Source organism: Shewanella decolorationis S12, assembly GCF_000485795.1.
GTDB lineage: Bacteria > Pseudomonadota > Gammaproteobacteria > Enterobacterales > Shewanellaceae > Shewanella > Shewanella decolorationis.
Map to the genome: position 1 here is coordinate 511374 of NZ_AXZL01000076.1, position 18653 is coordinate 530026.

19 protein-coding genes are annotated in these 18653 nt (G+C 47.7%); 4 read left to right on the forward strand and 15 right to left on the reverse strand.

Annotated features, from left to right (window positions below):
* Nucleotides 1-117: 117 nt before the first annotated feature.
* The 6 genes from SHD_RS19255 to SHD_RS19280 form a co-directional block, all read right to left on the reverse strand.
* A complete protein-coding gene (locus SHD_RS19255; protein WP_023268662.1) occupies nt 118-822 on the reverse strand; it encodes a LysE family translocator in 705 nt (234 codons plus the stop codon).
* A 98-nt stretch (nt 823-920) separates the two neighbouring features.
* Entirely contained in the window at nt 921-1751 is an 831-nt protein-coding gene (locus SHD_RS19260; RefSeq protein ID WP_023268663.1) for an AraC family transcriptional regulator, read from the reverse strand.
* Nucleotides 1752-1904: 153 nt separating this feature from the next.
* The gene (locus tag SHD_RS19265; RefSeq protein WP_039978739.1) at nt 1905-2651 is read right to left on the reverse strand and encodes a hypothetical protein; all 747 of its coding nucleotides are present in this window, start codon (nt 2649-2651) and stop codon (nt 1905-1907) included.
* A 108-nt stretch (nt 2652-2759) separates the two neighbouring features.
* Nucleotides 2760-4400: an alkaline phosphatase gene (locus SHD_RS19270; RefSeq protein ID WP_023268665.1), complete on the reverse strand. Its 1641-nt coding sequence runs from the start codon at nt 4398-4400 to the stop codon at nt 2760-2762.
* A 42-nt stretch (nt 4401-4442) separates the two neighbouring features.
* A complete protein-coding gene (locus tag SHD_RS19275) occupies nt 4443-5939 on the reverse strand; it encodes an alkaline phosphatase (RefSeq protein WP_039978969.1) in 1497 nt (498 codons plus the stop codon).
* Between the two features lie 235 nt (nt 5940-6174).
* Nucleotides 6175-8256, reverse strand: coding sequence for a TonB-dependent receptor (locus SHD_RS19280; RefSeq protein ID WP_023268667.1), 2082 nt, complete (start codon nt 8254-8256; stop codon nt 6175-6177).
* A gap of 442 nt (nt 8257-8698) precedes the next feature.
* On the opposite strand from SHD_RS19280, the gene SHD_RS19285 reads away from it, so the two are divergent.
* Complete coding sequence (locus SHD_RS19285; RefSeq protein WP_039978741.1) at nt 8699-9499, forward strand: type 2 periplasmic-binding domain-containing protein; 801 nt, start codon at nt 8699-8701, stop codon at nt 9497-9499.
* A 34-nt stretch (nt 9500-9533) separates the two neighbouring features.
* Here the strand turns inward: SHD_RS19285 and SHD_RS19290 are convergent, their stop codons facing one another.
* Both SHD_RS19290 and SHD_RS19295 read right to left on the reverse strand, forming a co-directional pair.
* Nucleotides 9534-10484, reverse strand: a complete 951-nt coding sequence (locus SHD_RS19290; protein WP_023268669.1) for an HAAS signaling domain-containing protein — start codon at nt 10482-10484, stop codon at nt 9534-9536.
* 1 nt (nt 10485) lies between these two features.
* Entirely contained in the window at nt 10486-10842 is a 357-nt protein-coding gene (locus tag SHD_RS19295) for a PadR family transcriptional regulator (protein WP_039978743.1), read from the reverse strand.
* A gap of 304 nt (nt 10843-11146) precedes the next feature.
* Here SHD_RS19295 and SHD_RS19300 point away from each other — a divergent pair, with 304 nt between their 5' ends.
* The 3 genes from SHD_RS19300 to SHD_RS19310 all read left to right on the forward strand — a co-directional run bounded on the left by SHD_RS19300 (nt 11147) and on the right by SHD_RS19310 (nt 13497).
* On the forward strand, nt 11147-11740 hold the full coding sequence (locus tag SHD_RS19300; RefSeq protein WP_023268671.1) for an excalibur calcium-binding domain-containing protein: 594 nt from the start codon (nt 11147-11149) through the stop codon (nt 11738-11740).
* Between the two features lie 218 nt (nt 11741-11958).
* Nucleotides 11959-12306, forward strand: a complete 348-nt coding sequence (locus SHD_RS19305) for a thioredoxin family protein (protein ID WP_023268672.1) — start codon at nt 11959-11961, stop codon at nt 12304-12306.
* 213 nt (nt 12307-12519) lie between these two features.
* Entirely contained in the window at nt 12520-13497 is a 978-nt protein-coding gene (locus SHD_RS19310; RefSeq protein WP_039978745.1) for a hypothetical protein, read from the forward strand.
* A gap of 462 nt (nt 13498-13959) precedes the next feature.
* Here SHD_RS19310 and murA read toward each other — a convergent pair whose 3' ends face one another.
* From murA to mlaF, 7 genes are read right to left on the reverse strand one after another with little or no spacing between them, the layout of a single operon-like run.
* Complete coding sequence (gene murA, locus SHD_RS19315; protein WP_011621482.1) at nt 13960-15219, reverse strand: UDP-N-acetylglucosamine 1-carboxyvinyltransferase; 1260 nt, start codon at nt 15217-15219, stop codon at nt 13960-13962.
* A 12-nt stretch (nt 15220-15231) separates the two neighbouring features.
* A complete protein-coding gene (locus tag SHD_RS19320; RefSeq protein ID WP_011621481.1) occupies nt 15232-15483 on the reverse strand; it encodes a BolA family protein in 252 nt (83 codons plus the stop codon).
* 16 nt (nt 15484-15499) lie between these two features.
* Entirely contained in the window at nt 15500-15784 is a 285-nt protein-coding gene (locus SHD_RS19325; protein ID WP_011715854.1) for an STAS domain-containing protein, read from the reverse strand.
* Nucleotides 15785-15789: 5 nt separating this feature from the next.
* Nucleotides 15790-16443, reverse strand: a complete 654-nt coding sequence (locus tag SHD_RS19330) for an MlaC/ttg2D family ABC transporter substrate-binding protein (protein WP_023268674.1) — start codon at nt 16441-16443, stop codon at nt 15790-15792.
* Between the two features lie 11 nt (nt 16444-16454).
* Nucleotides 16455-16928, reverse strand: a complete 474-nt coding sequence (gene mlaD, locus SHD_RS19335) for an outer membrane lipid asymmetry maintenance protein MlaD (RefSeq protein WP_011715852.1) — start codon at nt 16926-16928, stop codon at nt 16455-16457.
* A 54-nt stretch (nt 16929-16982) separates the two neighbouring features.
* The gene (gene mlaE / locus SHD_RS19340; RefSeq protein ID WP_023268675.1) at nt 16983-17768 is read right to left on the reverse strand and encodes a lipid asymmetry maintenance ABC transporter permease subunit MlaE; all 786 of its coding nucleotides are present in this window, start codon (nt 17766-17768) and stop codon (nt 16983-16985) included.
* Nucleotides 17765-18583, reverse strand: coding sequence for a phospholipid ABC transporter ATP-binding protein MlaF (mlaF, locus tag SHD_RS19345; RefSeq protein ID WP_023268676.1), 819 nt, complete (start codon nt 18581-18583; stop codon nt 17765-17767). The genes mlaE and mlaF overlap by 4 nt, the downstream gene beginning before the upstream one ends.
* Nucleotides 18584-18653 lie beyond the last annotated feature (70 nt).

Consider the following 18653-nt stretch of genomic DNA (forward strand, 5'->3'; position numbering starts at 1 on the left):
TCAAAAACATCCAAATTAAGACTTGGCAAGGATAGCATAGCTAAGGTGGGATAAACATAAACAATCCCACCCAAGCCTATGTGTTAAAAGCCTAATCACAGCCTCGCTAGCAGCACCTTAAGCCAACAGCAAACTAGAGACTATCGCTACCGCCACCGACATAAAGATCACCCCAATTACCCCATCGATGATAGGCGTGAGTCGTTGCAACTTTTGCTGCACCTTGGCTTTTGAGAGCATCAGCGCCAAAAAGCCAAACCAGAGCAGTGACAACACAAATAACATCAACGCGGCGGCAAATTTAGTCACAGGTGTCACGCTCGGGGTGATCAGGGCGGAGAACAAGGTGATAAAAAACACTAAAGCTTTGGGATTCAATAAATTGGTATAAAGCCCCCTCATAAAACCCTGTTTAGGAGTTAAAACGTTGACAGTGCCCGCCATGGGCATATCAATGCTGTGTTCTGAGGTTGTTGCAAATCCAGAGGAATCGGCCCCCTCACCGTTCAATACGGTTTTGGGTTTACTGAAAAAGGTCACCGCAGCCTTAAGCGCGCCAAATCCCATCCACGCTAAATACGAAGCGCCCAGCAATTGCACTAACAGATACAAGGTATGGGAGCTTTTAATCACTAAGCTGACGCCAGTTAAACTCAAAATGGTATGGGCTAAAATCGCCACCGATATTCCCGCCGCCGTGGCAATTGCAGTGTTTCGCGGCTGCGACGTGGCAATCTTCACCATAATGGCGAAATCCGGCCCTGGGCTGACTAAGGCTACACAATGAATAACAGCTAAGGTGACTAACAGGGATACATCCATCAATAGGGCTCCGCAAAAACAGATAAGAACGTCAGTATGCCCAAGCCTGTAGCACCTGCATTGTAAGAAATTGCACGCGGTTAATTTACCGAGACAAATTAAAGCATGCGCCGCTGGAATTGGACAGGAGAGAGTAAAAAGGCCTGCTTAAACGCCTTATTTAGATGACTCTGGTCGAAAAAGCCTAACTGCTGCGCCACATCCGCCACTAAGGCGCCATGGGTTAAGGACTTTTTCGCTAACTCTAATCGCACTCGCTTTAGATAGGCGTGGGGTGTCATCCCAGTCGCCAGTTTAAATTGGCGTAAAAACTGGAACTTACTCAGGTTAACTTCATCGGCCAACGCCTCAAGTTGAGTGTTTTGCCACGGCTCATCGTGAATTTTCTGTTTGATACGATTTAACTGCTGCCATGATAACCCCCTATCCTGCCGTAAATTCAGCATTCCCGTGGGATGGCGCATCAATAACAGCTGCATAAAGTTCAGCAGGTGCGACTCGGCCGCCAGCTCAGAGCATTGACCTTGAATGAGTACATCATGTAGCTGGATAAAGTATTGATATAACGCAGGGTCATCTACCATGGGCGCATTAAAGAAATGCGCCTTGAGCCCCATTTCTTGGCTAATTCTGTTCATATACTCCACGGGGATCGACATCACCTTAACCCGATAACCTTCGGCGTCGCGGCTTTGTCCATCGTGGGTTTCATCGGGATTGAGGGTCGATAGCCCATGTTGCCCTAACTGATAACGACTGCCTTTATTGATAAATTGCTGCGCCCCTTGAGTCACCACGCCTAAGTGGTAATCCAGATGCACGTGTTTATCAAAACTGAAATGCGTAAATTCCGCCTGACTCAGTTCTATGCCCGAGAGGCTGGGATGGCGCCAGTAATTGATATTTTCTACGGGAGTCACACGGCTCATAGGGCAAGCTTAATCTCACAGGGCAAAGACAACTTTAGATATTACTCATTCTAGCCGCCGAGATCTTGGTCGGAATAGTAAATTATTGCAGCGCCCTCCGCAAAAATGCAAAACGCCCGAATGCGGGCGTTTTGTCAGATCCAACATGCAGGATTAGTGCGAATGACTGCCGTGGCCGCCTTGCGCCTCAATGGCATGGCCTTCACTGTTATAAAAACCACTGCTACCGTGTTCGATAAAGCCTTGGTTGATCATCTTGGCGATAAAGGGGTCGGACTCACTGTCGCCCACGTCAGCAAAATCAATATCTTGATAATTCTGGGTTAAAGCAGCGAATGCTTCGTGGCTGTAAGGCTCAACCTTGAGCAACTGATAACTTAAAACTTCACCTAAATTAAATTTCTGTGGCAGCTCAATGCTGGCAATCCAGTCGAGCTGGCTGTCCAAGCCATTCACCTTACCCGCAAAGCCTTGAGCCGCAAAACAAGGCAATTGTTTTAGCTCAGTTTTAGCCATATGGGCAGGCAATGCAGGAGACACTACATGGTACAACTGATCGCGGTCGTGCTGAATGTTTAGCGCCCTTAAGTCGCCCTTGCGATAGGTGACTGAGCGTTTTTCAACAGGGAAATAACGCACATATTCGCCATTGGGTGCCCATTGTTCAAAGGTGGTGTTATCCCGTTGAATAATAAAATCTTGTCCGTCTCTTAGCAGGGTCATCTGCCAGCTTTGCCCCTTAGCATTGGTGACTTGGTACTGGGCTTTTAAATGGCTGGCCTCAAGTGTTGTGCATTGTGCATTGGCCTGATTAGCAGAAGCAGCGCTAACGGGAGTGGCTAAGGCCATCACTGGGGAGGCTAACGTCGATACCAGAGTGACTAAGAGGAGTTTATTCATGTTATTTCTCACTTACACGCTAATTGTATAACTCGCATTACTGACTAACGTCACTACAGACAGTTAGATAAGAGCCGATGGCAGGACGGCCCGCCATCGGCATTTGGCTTACTTCGCCGCCATTGCAGCTTCCGCTTTCGCGACCAAGTTCGCCGCACGGTTCATCACGTGGAAGATATGGTTTTGTTCAACCGTACCTTGGACCAGATCCGAGCTTGGGCCACGGGCAAAAATCGCCACGTCCTCACCCGCATGGGTTTCATCGCTTAATGGCACTAGCGCTTCTTGATGGAAACCAACATCTTGGGTGTCCACAAAGTTCAAGTCCTTACGGCCTGCATCCACAGGGAAGTTATAACGCTCATCGCCACCCGTCGCTAATGACGCATAACCCATACCGTTGGCATAACCTACTGTTGTGTAAGGTAAACCGTTAGCATCAGTTGAGTTAGTTACTTCGGCAATACCGTTTGCATCGTTGGTTTTCACTAAGCCAAGGATTGGGTTACCACGGGTTGGATAACCTGCGATGGTGAACACATGGCTATGGTCAGCCGTCACCATTAACAGAGTGTCGTTTGCCGAGGTTTTTTCCATCGCAACACGGACTGCTTCAGATAGCGCAACTGTGTCATACAGGGCGCGAGCGGCGTTACCCGCATGGTGCGCATGGTCGATACGACCTGCTTCGACGATCAGCACATAGCCTTTGGTGTTTTTCTTCAGAATATCAATCGACTTGGCAGTCATTTCTGCGAGCGATGGCTCACCCGTTACGCCCGCTTCGGTACGGTCGTAGTCGTATTCCATATGGGATGAGTTGAACAGACCCAGTAAATGGTCAGTGCTCTTCACATCCACATTTAGGAAACCATCTCTGTCCTGAACGTAAGCCGCATTAGTGTACTTAGCTAACCATTCGGCAGTCAGATCGCGACCATCGTTACGCTTACCCGCTTTACCTTCTGGATCAATCGTGGTTTTTGGGATAAAGCTACGGCGACCACCGCCCATCATCACGTTTAAACCGTTGCCATAGTTAAAATCGAGCATTTGCGCGGCGATATCTTTACAACCATTGGTTACCGCTTCCGCTGGCAGGTTTGAGTCGGCTTCCCAGTCACGCTCTGGTACGTGGGCATAGGTTGCCGCAGGCGTGGCGTGGGTTAAACGCGCCGTAGTCACCACACCAGTCGACATGCCCGCCATGGCGGCCAGTTCCAGTGATGTCACTAAGTTTTGATCTTTGGTCGATGCGCAGTTAGCACGCACTACGCCTTCGGCCTGTGAAATCACGCCCACATCGGTTTTCACCCCAGTCATCATCGCCGACATTGTGCCCGCAGAATCTGGTGTTTGACCATCGACGTTATAGGTCTTAGATAAACCGACGTAAGGCAAGGTTTCGAAAGATAAAGAGTTTTCTTCACCCGTCTTGCCCTTTAATTGACCTTCTAAAATACGCGCCGCAGTGATAGTCGAGACACCCATGCCGTCGCCGACAAATAGGATCACGTTTTTCGCCGCGCCCACATCGTTGTTAACGCTCAGGCCATCGGCCTTAGTCACACGAGCCTGTGCATCGACATACCATTGGTTGACTGCGGTCCAGTCTTTACCGTCGCTGCCATTGGAACCGTTAGAACCATTCGAACCCGGCGTACCTGCCGCGCCGTTGTCACCATCGCTACCGCATGCGGCTAAACCCAGCATGGCAGAGATTGCGAGTACCAGTAATTTCTTATTCATTTTTTACTCCAAAAGTGAGAACTGTAGGTCGTAGACGACCTATTAGTACTTAGTGCCGCCAAGCTGCTGGGCTTGGTTGATAATGTGGAAGATCACGTTCTGCTCAATCACGCCCTGCACCAGATTCGAACCTGGGCCCATTGCGTGTAAGCTGATGTCTTCACCGGCGTGAGTCTCACTCTCCATTGGGATAAGTGCTTGTTGCATGAAGTCTTTATCTTGAGTATCGACTGAGGTTAAGTCGTCACGCACGCCAACCACTGCGCCAGGGCCGTTCGTGTAGGCCAGCGTGGTGTAAGGCTTGCCGTCGTTAGCGAGGGCTAACGAACCATCCACATCGTGGACTAAACCTAAAATCGGGTTACCGCGTTTTGGGTAGCCTGCAATGGTAAATACATGGCTGTGGTCAGCCGTTACCATGATGAGGGTGTCATCGCTGCTGGTCGCATCTACCGCAGCTTTTACGGCGTTAGATAACTCAACCGCATCGGTCAAGGCGCGGCTAGCATTGCCCGCGTGGTGACCATGGTCGATACGACCCGATTCCACGATCAGCAGGAAGCCCTTATCGTTTTTCTTTAAAATCTCGAGGGATTTCGCGGTCATTTCAGAAAGTGATGGCTCACCACCAACGTCATCGGCACGATCCGCTTCGTATTCCATATGGGATGGGTTAAAGAGGCCAAGTAAGTGATCGGTATTGGCAACATCGATAGCATCGAAGCCTTTTTTGTCCCACACATAAGCTGCTTTGCTGAAGTTTTCGACCCACGCTTTAGTCAGGTCTTTGCCGTCTTTACGTTTACCGGCTTTGTTCTCACCGTCAGTGACTTCTTTTGGTAAGAAGTAGCTGCGACCGCCGCCCAGTGCAACGCTGAGTGAGTTGGCCTCATCGCGCATAACCAGTTGGCTGGCGATATCGGTACAGCCATTCGCAACGGCTTCGGCAGGCAGGTTAAAATCGCCTTCCCAATCACGTTCTGGCGATTTAGCGTAAGCGGCCGCAGGAGTGGCGTGAGTTAAACGGGCAGTCGTGACAATCCCGGTCGATAAGCCTTTAGCATTGGCAAGATCAACTAGAGATACGAGTTCATTGCCTTTCGAAGACAAACAGTTACCACGTAAACTGGTGTCAGAAATCGAGATAATACCGGCTTTGGTTTTTACCCCGGTAGCCATGGCGGTCATAGTACCTGCGGAGTCGGGCGTTTGCTGGTTAGTGTTGTAGGTTTTCACTAACGCAGTGTGTGGAAACTGCTCGAAACTTAAGAAGTTTTCTTCACCGCCTTGGTTACCCGTTTGCTGCTGTCCTTGCAGAATACGGGCGGCAGTTAAGGTTGAAATACTCATGCCGTCGCCGACAAAAAGAATCACGTTTTTAGCTGTTTTCTTGGTTTCAACCTGCGCTTTAGCCGCAACATTGGCTGCACTGTCTTTAAACCACTGACTGTCAGTTTGAGTTGCGGGTAAGACTGCAGCGTGGGCTACAACCGTCATTAAACTGCAGGAGATAGCTGCAGCGATCCGTTTAATATTCATCACGTTCATCACCGATTTTATTATTGAGTGTATGAGGGTATTCCCTTAAGAGGCGCCCACATTTTCAATGCTTTATATGACGAACTGGCGTGATTTTAATGGCGTTTTTATTGCAGCAAGATGTCGAAATGATTGCAGTAAACAGAATAGAAAACGCTAAGTTTATCCAAGTTACGGGATAAACTTAGCGTATCGGCTGGTGCTAGCAATGGTCACTCAAGAATGGTCACTCAAGTTAGAAACGATAACTGACACTCACCCGCACCATGCGCGGCTCCACGGGATGATAATGTAAGTCTTCCACGCCTTCAGCTGGCTCACCCACTAGACGAGACTCGTAGAAATAATCGATATCGTGGTCTTTGCTATCAAATATATTCAATAGCTCGAGCTTAGTATCGAAGCCCGATAACTGATAGCCAAGGGCAAGGTTCACTAAGGTAGTGTCATCGGCTTTATGCTCATCAAAACTATCGAGGATCCGCTCACCTAAATATCTCAGCCTGACACTGGTATACCAACCATCGGCATCGGGACGGTAGGTAATGCCCGCACTGCCAACAAAGGGCACTGCGCCATCGACATATTTGCCTTCATCGAGTTCATTTTCGGTAAAACGGGCACGGGTCCAGGCCAGTTCCATATCTAAACTCAAATCATCGTTAAGCCAATAATAGGCCGTGACTTCAACGCCGTAACGCTCAGAGGCGCGGCTTGGTTCGGTATTGCCCGCATCGCCGACGAAGAGTAGTTCAGAGTCGAGTTCCAAATACCAAAGCGCCGCCGAGAAGTTAATAAAGTCGCGGTCATAGTATTTGACCCCAAACTCCCCGCCATTGGAGCGCACTAACAAATCGACCTTTTCAACTGGATCGCCCGTGACTGGGTCAACCTTAATGGTTGCACCGCGGGCATCGTTAGAATGCAATCCCTGCCCCGCATTCATGTAGAGTTCCAGATTATCGTTTACTAGGTAGGAAGCGCCCGCCTTTAAGCTCAACATACCATCGGAAGCATCGCCGCTGTTGAGGTGATTATCACTATCGACCTGCACATCGAAATAGTCGTATCTCAAGCCTAAATTCAAACGCCATTGGTCAGCAGGCAACCACTCCAGCTTGCCAAACAATCCCGTAGAGAGTTCCTGCACTTCATCGAGTCTCACAGTGCTGAGGCGTTCCCGTGCTTTGGTGTTATATAAACCCACGGCACCAATATCGTCGTAGCGCACATCGGCACCTAGACTGTAATTGATTTGTGTCCCCGCCAGACTCATTTGCCAGTCGCGTTTAATATCGCCGCCCCAAATGGTGCGCTCATCGACCTGCTCAAATTCATCGCCATTGATGGGATCGTTTAAGAAGTAAGTAAAGTTTGAAAACAGATCCATGGTCGAGCGTATGGCATAGGCATTGGCCTGCCAGTTACCGGCGTCATAATTCGCCGAAATGCTGTAACGACTGGCCTCACCGCCCACATCGGTATCGAGTGAACCGTAAAAATCAATCAGCCCAGACTCCACCGCCCGCGCCGGAATTTGATCCGCCGAATTCCAGCTATTGTCGTAGGCCATCATGGTGAGACTAAAGTCCCCGCCATTAAGCTTAGTAAGATAGCGGCCTACCACATTGATTTTGCTAACATCTTCCTTAATATCGCTCCAAGGGCCATCGTAAGCCTGCAACTCTGTTCCTAAAATAAATCGGCCGACCTCGGTCTTCATATCCTGAGTGGCCACCAGCCGTTGATAACCGTATTCCCCTAAGGTCACCCCAACTTGGCGATAAGCGAGTTCATCGGCGAGCTGAATTTGCGCCGCACCCGCGCCGGAAAAGTCCGCCACTTCAGGATAATAAGCTCCTTTGGCATAACGGATTTCCCCCAACAGCTCGGGGATTAAAAAGTTAAGATCCGTATAACCTTGGCCATGGCCGTGGGTCCGCATATTGACCGGCATACCTTCGACACGGGTATTAAAATCTGTGCCATGGTCTAAGTTAAAGCCACGCAGAAAATACTGATTCGCCTTACCCGAACCACTGTGCTGAGTGACGATCATCCCGGGGACAAACTCGAGGATCTCCCCTGTGCGCAGCAGCGGGCGACTCTCGATTTCAGCCGCCCCCACTATCCCTTCCGACGCCGAAGTGCTATGGCCTAAGGTATTAATTTGCCTGCCACGCACTTCTAAACGCTCGATTTTATCCAGATCATCGGCCAGTGCTGTGGCCGATAAGCCGCAAAGTGGCAATAAACATACGCTGGTTAAATAGGCTTTAGCTGACCGTGTTTTTAAAATGTGTTGTTTTAGTTTCATTGAGTGTTTCCCGAGTCAACGAGTTGATGACGCGGATTTAACACTGTCTTCACAGCATAAAAGCAGATCTAGCTCAAACTCTAGTGAGGAAAAATTCGCCAACGACATTTATCTATCGAATTTATGTGCTGAGTCGCACATTTTTACTGGCAAAAGGACAATTTGTCCGCCACCAGATCACATTTTATTGCCGATATTGAGTATTTTCACAGATGAAATAACAAGGGAGAATAAAGCTAAGCCAATAAATTAGGATGGCTATACTCTATATAACCTGAACTCACTATGCGTACGACAGAGCGCCTTGATTGCGCAAAACTCTGCGCATCAGTCAGAAAATTTTTCATTTCCAAAAAATTATCTATAGCATTGATTTAGATTGTTAAATTTAGATTTTTCGACACTAGGGCGTGTTATATATTCCATATTAAAGGGAGTGAGTATGCCGCTTAGGAACCTTGCCAGTATATCCAATATGTTAATTGGAATTATCTTTTGCTTAAGCGCCCAAGCGAGTGAAACCACACCGTCACCAACAGGGACAACTGTAACGGATAAGCCCATATTTACTATGGCGTTTTATGAGGATCCTGAACATAGCTTTTACTTTAAATGGGCCGAACTCATTTATAGCCATGCGTTAGAGCAACTGGGTTATCAATTTAGTTATGAACTCGTACCCGCAATTCGAGCCAGCAAAATGCTGGAGTCGGGTAAAGTCGATGGCGAACCCGGTAGAGTGTTCAACTATGGCGATAAAGTACAACATGTGATTAGGGTTGAAGAACCCATTATCGAAACACATTTAATCGCCTTTAGTAATAATCCCAATATCAAGCTTACTGATTGGCAATCACTAACCGCAGCAGACTATAAGGTTGAATATTACCGAGGCATATTTCGAGTAGAACAAATCCTTACAGCGCTTATCCCAGAAGCGCGACTTAGTGAATCATCTTCACCCATTAACTCATTTCGAAAATTACTTCACGGCCGGATTGATATCTACATCGATTCAGAAATAAGTTCGCAACTCCTTCAGCAAACTCCTGAGTTTAAAGATGGCCTGATAAAACCGATAGCGACCTTGGAGGCAGTCACAAGCTATGGTTATTTAAACGAGCGCCATAGCCAACTGGCTATAAACCTTGCTGCACAACTCAAAAAAATGAAGCAGCAGGGTTTATTTGAACTTTACAAGCAACAAGCGCAAGCCAGTATTAGCAGTAAGCAAAACAAATAATCACACACCACGAATCACGCCACGATTTAAGCCTCTAGCTTGCGATTAACTTACGCCACCTCAACAGATCACGAATACATTCGTAGCTAGGGAATAATGCGGTAACCAACAGGGCATGACTTAACCATTTATCTAACTGTTGCACTGTAAAAAGACCATTTAAGTCAGATCCTTGAACCTGTAACAATGGCGAGTTAAAGGCCAGAAAAACAAGAAATAACGCATAGGCTAGATTAATCCCCATATTCGTTAGCAATAATGTTTCCGTCCACACCTGACGGCGCAGTTGCCAAAAACTATTCAAAATAGACAGCAAAATAATGGGGCTAAACCATTGCAGCAATTGCTGCACATTAACACTGAAGATAACTGAACGTGCCGCTAGTTGCTCGGCACTCATCCAGACACTACTCCAAATTACCATGAGTAAAAAAAGATAAGTCGCTAGATCAGAAAATACGTCACTAAAGCGGATATGCTGCCAAGAAGGCGCCACTTTGGGCAGTTGTTGCGGTTGCCAGTCTTTACTACAGCCAGCGGAAATTGATTTTCCCTGAATTGAAAAACTCCAAAATGACAACACAATTACCGTAAATGCAAAGCAAGCATCACCGATAAAACCATGGACAATATGCAGCAAAAATCCCAATAAACTCCCTTCACTCGCCCCAAGCCATTGGGTCGCACCGCCAATCACCTGCAATACAAATAAGACGCCCAGTACCATATACAAGGTGTACTTAAACAAAGAGATATCTTCATTAGCCACTATGGGGCTTGGTGGCACAAATTGCCAAGCGACCTGTGCCGGATGTCCCATTTGCTTTAACACTGCGGCGATTTGTGATTCCGACAGCTCACCCTGTTCAGCAAGGGCATCCAATTGATCACAGATATTGGCTTTGAGTTCACGACTAATTTCCTGACGTTTATCTTCGGGCAATTCCCGTTGCACAGCGGCAATATAACGGTCAACTAATTCCATATCAGTTTTCCTCTGTATTCTCATCGGTAACCTGCCCTAGCAAAAATGCCAAGGCACCATTAAGTTGCTGCCATTCTTCGGTCAGTTGGCTAAGTAACTCAGCCCCCGATGATGACAATTGATAGTAACGGCGTTCGCGCCCTTCAGCCTGTCGCCACTCACTGTCTAACAATCCCTGTTCGGCTAAACGGCGCACTAAGGGATAAAGCGTCCCCTCATCAATATCGATACCGCCGTCCTGCAACTGTTTGCGGAGCGAATAGCCGTAATGGGGTTGTTTTAATAATCCCAGTACCGCCAACACTAATACGCCACGGCGTAACTCGAGCCGCATTTTGACTAGCTGTGAACTTGTCATGATCAATTCCTATGATTAACACTGTGCCACACATACTATGCGGCACACAGTAAATGCTATGCGACACACAGTAATATGGCAAGTCTTTAGCGCAAAATTTAGTCAAAACGGTTTGGAGACTTATTTTTCAAATCAAATAAACCACAAGGTACTAAAGCCATCGCCCGCATAAAGCAAAGTGCATCAATCACGGGACAGCTAAGATACAAATTGCCAAAAAGCTTTAACTTGAGTAACTTAGCTGGCAGCCTTTTATGCAAGTAAATCCAATTAGGCGCAGAATCAACTTATAAGGGAATAATCAATGCTCATGGAGAGAGGGATATTAGTTCGCTGGAACGATGAAAAGGGCTTTGGCTTTATTCAGCCAGATCAAAGCGGTGCTCGTGATGTGTTTATCCATATCTCAGTGCTTAAGAAGATGGCGCGAAAACCGAAAGTCGGCGATAGCATTTTATACCAAACTGAAGTCCAAAATGACGGCAAAATTAAAGCTGTAATCGCTTCAATAGAGGGCGTTGCGGTACAGGCAGCCCCCCCCACATCAGCAGCCGCAAGCCAAACGCCGCAGGTCAATCGAGGCAATAAAAGCACCAACAACACTCAGTCATCATTCAACCGTTTGATTTCACTTTTATTACTTGTTGCACTCGCAGGATTTGGCTATAAGGAATTTCAACAACGGCAAGAAACTATTGTTGAGGAAAAACCAGCCGCTTATTCCGAAGTACAATCTCCAAGAACAGTCGAACCTCAATTTCACTGTGAAGCAGGTAAAACCCATTGCAGCCATATGCGCTCCTGTGCCGAAGCGACCTTTTACATTCAAAATTGTCCCAACACGCAAATGGATGGTGATGGCGATGGTATCCCCTGCGAGCGCCAATGGTGTAGCTAATCCATTTTGTAACGAGGTAAAGCAAAAATGATAAATAAGCTTGCGCACTGGGTAGGTCATCTTCGCGGAAGACAGATAACAGGGTTAATCGTATTAGGCGTAATCATACTGACGGTGAGCCTATTTTTTATAGGAACATTTCTCGGCAGCAGTGCCGTAAAATGGGGATTAATTCCGTGATATTCTGTCTGTAAAAGCCCCAATAGATAGGATTACCCATGCCTAATGCCATTATCCACAGCATTGAAACGCCCGAGCAACTGGATGCCATACTAAAGCAATATCCAGCGGTATTACTCTTATTCGGTGCGCCAAGTTGTGGCGTGTGTCAGGCGCTTAAACCGCAAATCGCCACTTTGCTAGCCAAGGATTTCCCGAGGATGCAGCTCGCCTATATCGATTGTGAGGCGCAAGTCGAGCTTGCCGCGAGATACCAGGTTTTTAGTCTGCCCGTTGTAGAAACAATATTTTATGGCAAAAGCTTTGCGCGCTTTTCGAAGGTGTTTTCCCTTGGCGATCTCAAAGGAGCGATTGCCCGCCCCTATGAATTACTGAATGCAGAATAACTGTCACCAAGTAATAAAGAATCCTACTGAAAAGCCAGCGATCACATCTGTGTACAGCCTTTTCTAAAAGGTCAAAACATTGGATAAAACATGGACACCCTGGATAAAACATGGACACCCAACCTTAAACCCAAAACATGGACACCCAACCTTAATAGCGAGGTAGCTAACCTCCGACTATGCTTTGGTTAAGCATTAAACATGGAGGTTTGTATGCCGCGCCCTCGCAGAACCCAGATAAGCCTTGAAGACACGCCCTATTACCATTGCTGTAGCCGCGTGGTTCGGCGGGCATTTTTATGTGGTGATGACAGTTACTCGGGTAAAAACTATGACCATCGCCGTGGTTGGGTAGAGTCATTATTGTTTGAACTTGCAGCTGTTTTTGCTATTGATGTGGCCGCGTTTGCGGTGATGTCGAATCATCTGCATCTGGTGCTGCGAGTCGATATCGAGACGGCAAATCGTTGGACTGACCGCGAAGTGCTTGAGCAATGGCATAAGTTGTTTAAAGGCGATGAATTAACGCATAAATTCGTGAAAGGTGAGTTGGTTGAAGCTCATCAGGTCAACAGATTAAAGCATTCAATTGCCCTTTATCGTAGTCGTTTGTGTGATATTTCATGGTTTATGCGCTGTCTGAATGAACCGATTGCAAGGCAAGCAAATCAAGAGGATAACTGTACAGGTCATTTCTGGGAGGGGCGATTCAAATCGCAAGCCCTACTCGATGAAGCTGCGGTATTAGCCTGTATGACTTACGTCGATTTAAATCCGATTAGAGCGCAACTTGCTGATACACCAGAACAATCCGACCATACCAGTATTCAACTGCGTATTCGGGCCGCATTAAAAGGTGAGCAGCCAAGCAATCTCCTGCCTTTTATTGGTAGCGAGTGCGACAACCAACCCAATGGCATTGCGTTTTCATTAAAAGATTACCTTCAGTTGGTGGATGATACGGGCCGAATTATTCGCAATGATAAACGTGGATACATCAGTGAAAATAGCGCCAAGATACTGACAAGATTAAATATTCCCCATGACAATTGGCTCAAGCTGACTACCGAATTTGGTAAGTTATTTCATGGCCCTGTAGGCACTCTGCAAGAACTGACCGATTATTGCGAACATCTCGAAAAGCGACGACGGCACTTTGCATCAAGCTGCCAGCACTTGCGCTGCAACTGACAACGACTTATATCACTTCAAATGCCCCATCCAGAACCACTATGGGCCAATTTACCTCGTCTGAAATACCCCATTTTTAAAGGAATTAGCGCAATTTATTGTCTTACATGCAGTCCCTACGACGTTGATGACTCCCACTCAAATCATTTTAGCTCGTACAAGTTGTAGACAAACCTAAAGTGCATTATGTTGTTGATTTAAAATGGGTGGCCAGATTTAAGTAAAATCAAGGTTAGCGGAGCACTTAGTCAAAAATGGTGTATAACACATCGCCCTGCGGGCTGGACGCGCTAACGCGCCGCTGCTTGACGTTAGCCCATAGAAATTTTCATCCGAAAATGACGAGTTAGAGTTAATAACCTAACTCATTTATGTCCATTTCCTTTTCACCTAAACAAATTACGCGCAATAAAAAACCAGCACTTGGCTGGTTTTTTATTAGGAGCTAGTTCTAAGCAAATGTTATTGCACACGCTCTACATGCGCGCCCAACCCTTGGAACTTCTGCTCGATATGCTCATAGCCGCGATCTAAGTGATAGATGCGATCGACAATGGTTTTACCATCGGCGACTAAGCCTGCAATCACCAAGCTTGCCGACGCACGTAAATCGGTCGCCATTACCTGTGCACCACTCAAAGACTCAATGCCTTGAATAATACAGGTATTGCCTTCAAGCTCCATGTTCGCGCCCATACGGATAAGTTCTGGCACGTGCATAAAGCGGTTTTCGAAGATGGTTTCGGTAATGGTCGCCGTGCCCTGGGCTAATACGTTGAGCACGCAGAACTGCGCCTGCATATCGGTTGGAAAACCTGGGTATGGTGCCGTCTTGATATTTACCGCTTTTGGACGCTTACCTTCCATATCGAGCTCAATCCAATCTTCACCTGTAGTGATCTTGGCGCCCGCATCTTCAAGTTTCGCGATAACAGACTCTAACGAAGCAGGATCGGCCTTTAAGCAACGGATACGACCACGGGTCACAGCGGCAGCAACAAGGAAGGAACCGGTTTCGATACGGTCAGGCATCACGCGGTACTCACAGCCCTGTAGACGCTCAACGCCTTGAATACGCAGAGTAGCACTGCCAACACCTGTGATCTTTGCGCCCATGGCAATCAAACAGTTCGCCAAGTCAATCACTTCTGGTTCACGGGCCGCGTTTTCAATCACGGTTTCGCCATCGGCAAGTGCCGCGGCCATCAATAGGTTTTCGGTCGCGCCTACGCTCACCATGTCCATAAAAATATGGGCACCCTTTAAGCGACCATCGACACGGGCCTTGATATAACCTTCTTTCACTTCAATCTTGGCACCCATCATTTCGAGGCCATGTAAGTGAAGATTTACTGGACGGGCACCAATGGCACAGCCTCCGGGCAATGACACATCTGCGGTGCCATAACGGGCTAATAACGGCCCAAGGATCAGAATCGAGGCACGCATGGTCTTAACTAAATCGTAAGGTGCACAGAACTCGTTAAGGTTCTTGGTCGAAATACGGATTTGACCATTGCCTAATTCATCCACATCGGCGCCTAGGCAGCGCAGCAATTTGCAGCTGGTGCTCACATCGCGCAAATTGGGGACATTCGACACAATAAAATCAGTCTCGGCTAACACGCCTGCCATTAGAATCGGCAGCGCAGCGTTTTTAGCGCCGGAAATAATCACATCACCAGCAAGCGGAGGGCTTGCTTGAATCGCTAATTTATCCACTTTTCCTCACTACTAGCTGTTGAAAATTTTCTCGCGTTTCCATTGGGTAGGCGTGAAAGTTTTAATCGTTAATGCATGTAACTCACCGCTGGCGATATAGCTCATCAGGGGTGCATAAATGGCTTGTTGTTGTTTTACGCGGCTCATACCGTCAAAACATTCACCCACGGCAATCACTTTGTAGTGGCTGCCATCGGAGCTGGCGTGCACTTCATCAAGTGCTAACGCGTCACGTAAAATCTGTTCTATTAAACTGCATTCCATGAAATTCGTTACCTTTTCAATTCGCTTCTTCGGTGAAGAAGGACTGTAAATCATATAAGTCGATTAATTTTTTTAGCTGATCCGATGCTGAGCACAACTGCAGTGGCGTACCGTGCTGACGCACTAACGCCAGCAAAAATGCCACGCCAGCACTGTCACTGTACTCCAGCTCAGTGAGCGACAACATTTGGGTATCTTGGCTTAACAAGCTTTGCCTTTGCGGCCAAAGTGCGACCACTTGCTCCTGTGATAAACGCCCTTTGAGGTGGCAAATTTTACCCTGTTGCACAAATTCAACCACGGCGCTTATTTCCCTGCTTTAGGCTTTTTAGTCACTTTGTCTTTGGTGCGCTCTTCCAGCATCTTAATCACGGCATCAATCCCCTGCTGGCGGATAAGATTCGAGATCTCAGATTGCTTAGAGGACAGCAAGCTCACGCCTTCGGCAACTAAGTCAAACGCCTTCCAAGAGTCATCCTTAAGGCGACGCACTTTAAACAACAGCTTAATCGGCGGACGACCCGCTTCGATAATCTGTACGTTGACATCGACAATCTTCTCATTGCTGAAATCACTACCGGGAGAAAACTCCACTTTTTGGTTAGTGTATTCGGTAAACGCTTGGGCGTAGGTTGAGATCAAGTAACCTTCGAAGGCATCGACAAAACGATTGCGCTGATCTTCAGTCGACTCTTTTAAATACTGGCCTAACACTTTGTAAGAGGCGTATTTATAGTCGATATAAGGCATCAACTCTTCGCGCACGATCACTTTTAAATGATCCGCATCGGCGTCGATCAAGGCTTTATCTTGATGAAAGCGGTCGAAGGTTTTGTTGGCAACGGATTTCACCATGGCGTACGGGTCCATAGTGTTAATCGGTGCATCATCCGCCAGTGCGGTCGTTGCGGTAAATATCCATACTAACGGCAGTAAAAAGCGCGATAAGCGTTTAAACATAGCGGTAACCCCTATTTATCCTTTGAACCCATACTATATAAGAACTGACCAATCAGATCTTCTAACACTAATGCGGAGCGAGTATCGTCAATCTTGTCACCATCTTTGAGCATACTCACGTCATCATCGACAAAGCCCGGTGTTAATCCGAGGAACTGCTCACCGAGTAAACCTGAAGTTAAAATAGCTAAGCTACTGGTTTCAGGGAATTTATCGAAACGCTTGTCCATCACAATCGTCACCACAGCCACCAGTTTGACTGGGTCTAAATCTATCTTACTCACGCGACCAACCACTACGCCGCCGACCTTGACCGGAGAGCGTACCTTTAAGCCACCGATATTGGTGAAGTTGGCGGTGAGGGTATAGCTGCTGTCGCTGGTCTGCACTTCGATATTAGCGACTTTAAACACCAACACCAAAAAGGCCGCTAAGCCCGTTAAGAGAAACATACCCACTAATAATTCAATTTTTCGTGTCAACATGCTCAGTTACCACTCTGTTAATCCGTCTATCTGTATCCTTGGCGCTGCAATCCGTTAGCGGCCAAACATCAGGGCTGTTAGTAAAAAGTCCAATGCCAGTACGGCGAGGCTCGATTGCACCACGGTTGAAGTGGTTGCACGGCTGATCCCTTCCGGATTCGGCACCACTTGATAGCCGCGGTATAAGGCAATCCAAGTCACCACCACGGCAAAAACGCCGCTCTTAATCAGGCAGTTCACTATGTCTTGGCGCCATTCGACCGAGGCTTGCAGAATCGACCAGAAGGCCCCGCCATCGATGCCTTTCCATTCCACACCCACTAAATGACCACCATAAATGCCTACCGCAGTAAACATCAGCGCCAATAACGGCATGCTGATCACCCCCGCCCAAAAGCGTGGCGCAATGATTTGCCTGAGCGGGTCAATCGCCATCATCTCTAAGCTGGATAACTGCTCGGTACTCTTCATCAGACCGATTTCGGCGGTCAGCGCCGAGCCTGCGCGACCAGCAAATAATAATGCTGTGACCACAGGACCGAGTTCACGCAATAAGCTTAAGGCCACCATGGGACCTAAGCTCTCCTCGGTACCGAAACCGACTAAGATGTTGTAGCCCTGCAGCGCCAACACCATGCCGATAAACAGGCCCGAGACCACAATAATGACCATAGATTGTACGCCGACCACATAGATTTGGCGCACTAATAATGGAAAACCTTTACGCACCCGAGGCCAGCGAAAAATCGCGCCCCAGAGCATCAGGCCCGCACGGCCAAAACCGAGCACTAACTCGATAGCGCTGCGGCCGAGGTCGGCAATACTGTCAAATAACTTCACTTGCCAACTCCTTTTGCCAACAATTCTTGCTGATAATCCTTTGCCGGATAGTGGAACGGCACAGGGCCGTCGGGCGCCCCTTGAATAAACTGTTTGAGCTGCGGATTATCCGCATGCTTTAACTCCTCAGGCGTGCCATGGGCAATAACTTTTTTATCTGCAACCACATACACATAATCTGCAATCCCGAGCACTTCATCCACATCGTGGGACACCACAACCGAGGTTAAATTAAGAGCATCGGAAAGTTCGCGGATAAGCTTAACCAGCACGCCCATAGAAATAGGGTCTTGTCCGGCAAAGGGTTCATCGTACATGACCATTTCTGGTTCAAGGGCTATAGCCCGAGCTAAGGCAGCGCGGCGCTGCATCCCACCGGATAACTCGCTGGGCATCATTTGCGCGGCGCCCCGTAGACCAACGGCCTCAAGTTTCATCAGCACGATAGTCCGAATAATCTCTTCGGGCAGGCCTGAATGTTCACGCAGCGCAAAGGCAACGTTATCGAAGACGTTAATATCGGTGAATAATGCGCCACTTTGAAACAACATACTCATGCGCTTGCGCAGTTCGAATAATTCGCTACGGCTCGCGGCATGCACATCCTGTCCATCGAACAACACTTGGCCGCTATCGGGCGTCAATTGGCCACCGATAAGCTTAAGCAAAGTGGTTTTACCTATACCACTGGGGCCCATAATGGCGGTGACTTTGCCCCGGGGGATAGACAGGCTAATATCTTCATATATGACACGCTGGCCACGGCTGAAGCCCAAATGACGGATCTCAACCAACGGCGTTTGTTCTTGAGTCATGCTTGATTCCGATATTTGAAAAGAGGTGGCCTACGCTTCCTGCCCAGACCAATCGAAGAGCCGCAAATTG

Excerpts from the sequence above, each read along its gene's own strand:
- SHD_RS19280 (WP_023268667.1), bottom strand. The coding sequence starts at position 8,256 with ATGAAACTAAAACAACACATTTTAAAAACACGGTCAGCTAAAGCCTAT.
- SHD_RS19305 (WP_023268672.1), top strand. The coding sequence starts at position 11,959 with ATGCCTAATGCCATTATCCACAGCATTGAAACGCCCGAGCAACTGGAT.
- SHD_RS19295 (WP_039978743.1), bottom strand. The coding sequence starts at position 10,842 with ATGACAAGTTCACAGCTAGTCAAAATGCGGCTCGAGTTACGCCGTGGC.
- SHD_RS19275 (WP_039978969.1), bottom strand. The coding sequence starts at position 5,939 with ATGAATATTAAACGGATCGCTGCAGCTATCTCCTGCAGTTTAATGACG.
- SHD_RS19260 (WP_023268663.1), bottom strand. The coding sequence starts at position 1,751 with ATGAGCCGTGTGACTCCCGTAGAAAATATCAATTACTGGCGCCATCCC.
- SHD_RS19300 (WP_023268671.1), top strand. The coding sequence starts at position 11,147 with ATGCTCATGGAGAGAGGGATATTAGTTCGCTGGAACGATGAAAAGGGC.
- SHD_RS19270 (WP_023268665.1), bottom strand. The coding sequence starts at position 4,400 with ATGAATAAGAAATTACTGGTACTCGCAATCTCTGCCATGCTGGGTTTA.
- mlaD (WP_011715852.1), bottom strand. The coding sequence starts at position 16,928 with ATGTTGACACGAAAAATTGAATTATTAGTGGGTATGTTTCTCTTAACG.
- SHD_RS19290 (WP_023268669.1), bottom strand. The coding sequence starts at position 10,484 with ATGGAATTAGTTGACCGTTATATTGCCGCTGTGCAACGGGAATTGCCC.
- SHD_RS19320 (WP_011621481.1), bottom strand. The coding sequence starts at position 15,483 with ATGGAATGCAGTTTAATAGAACAGATTTTACGTGACGCGTTAGCACTT.
- SHD_RS19265 (WP_039978739.1), bottom strand. The coding sequence starts at position 2,651 with ATGAATAAACTCCTCTTAGTCACTCTGGTATCGACGTTAGCCTCCCCA.
- SHD_RS19285 (WP_039978741.1), top strand. The coding sequence starts at position 8,699 with ATGCCGCTTAGGAACCTTGCCAGTATATCCAATATGTTAATTGGAATT.
- SHD_RS19310 (WP_039978745.1), top strand. The coding sequence starts at position 12,520 with ATGCCGCGCCCTCGCAGAACCCAGATAAGCCTTGAAGACACGCCCTAT.
- SHD_RS19330 (WP_023268674.1), bottom strand. The coding sequence starts at position 16,443 with ATGTTTAAACGCTTATCGCGCTTTTTACTGCCGTTAGTATGGATATTT.
- mlaF (WP_023268676.1), bottom strand. The coding sequence starts at position 18,583 with ATGACTCAAGAACAAACGCCGTTGGTTGAGATCCGTCATTTGGGCTTC.
- SHD_RS19255 (WP_023268662.1), bottom strand. The coding sequence starts at position 822 with ATGGATGTATCCCTGTTAGTCACCTTAGCTGTTATTCATTGTGTAGCC.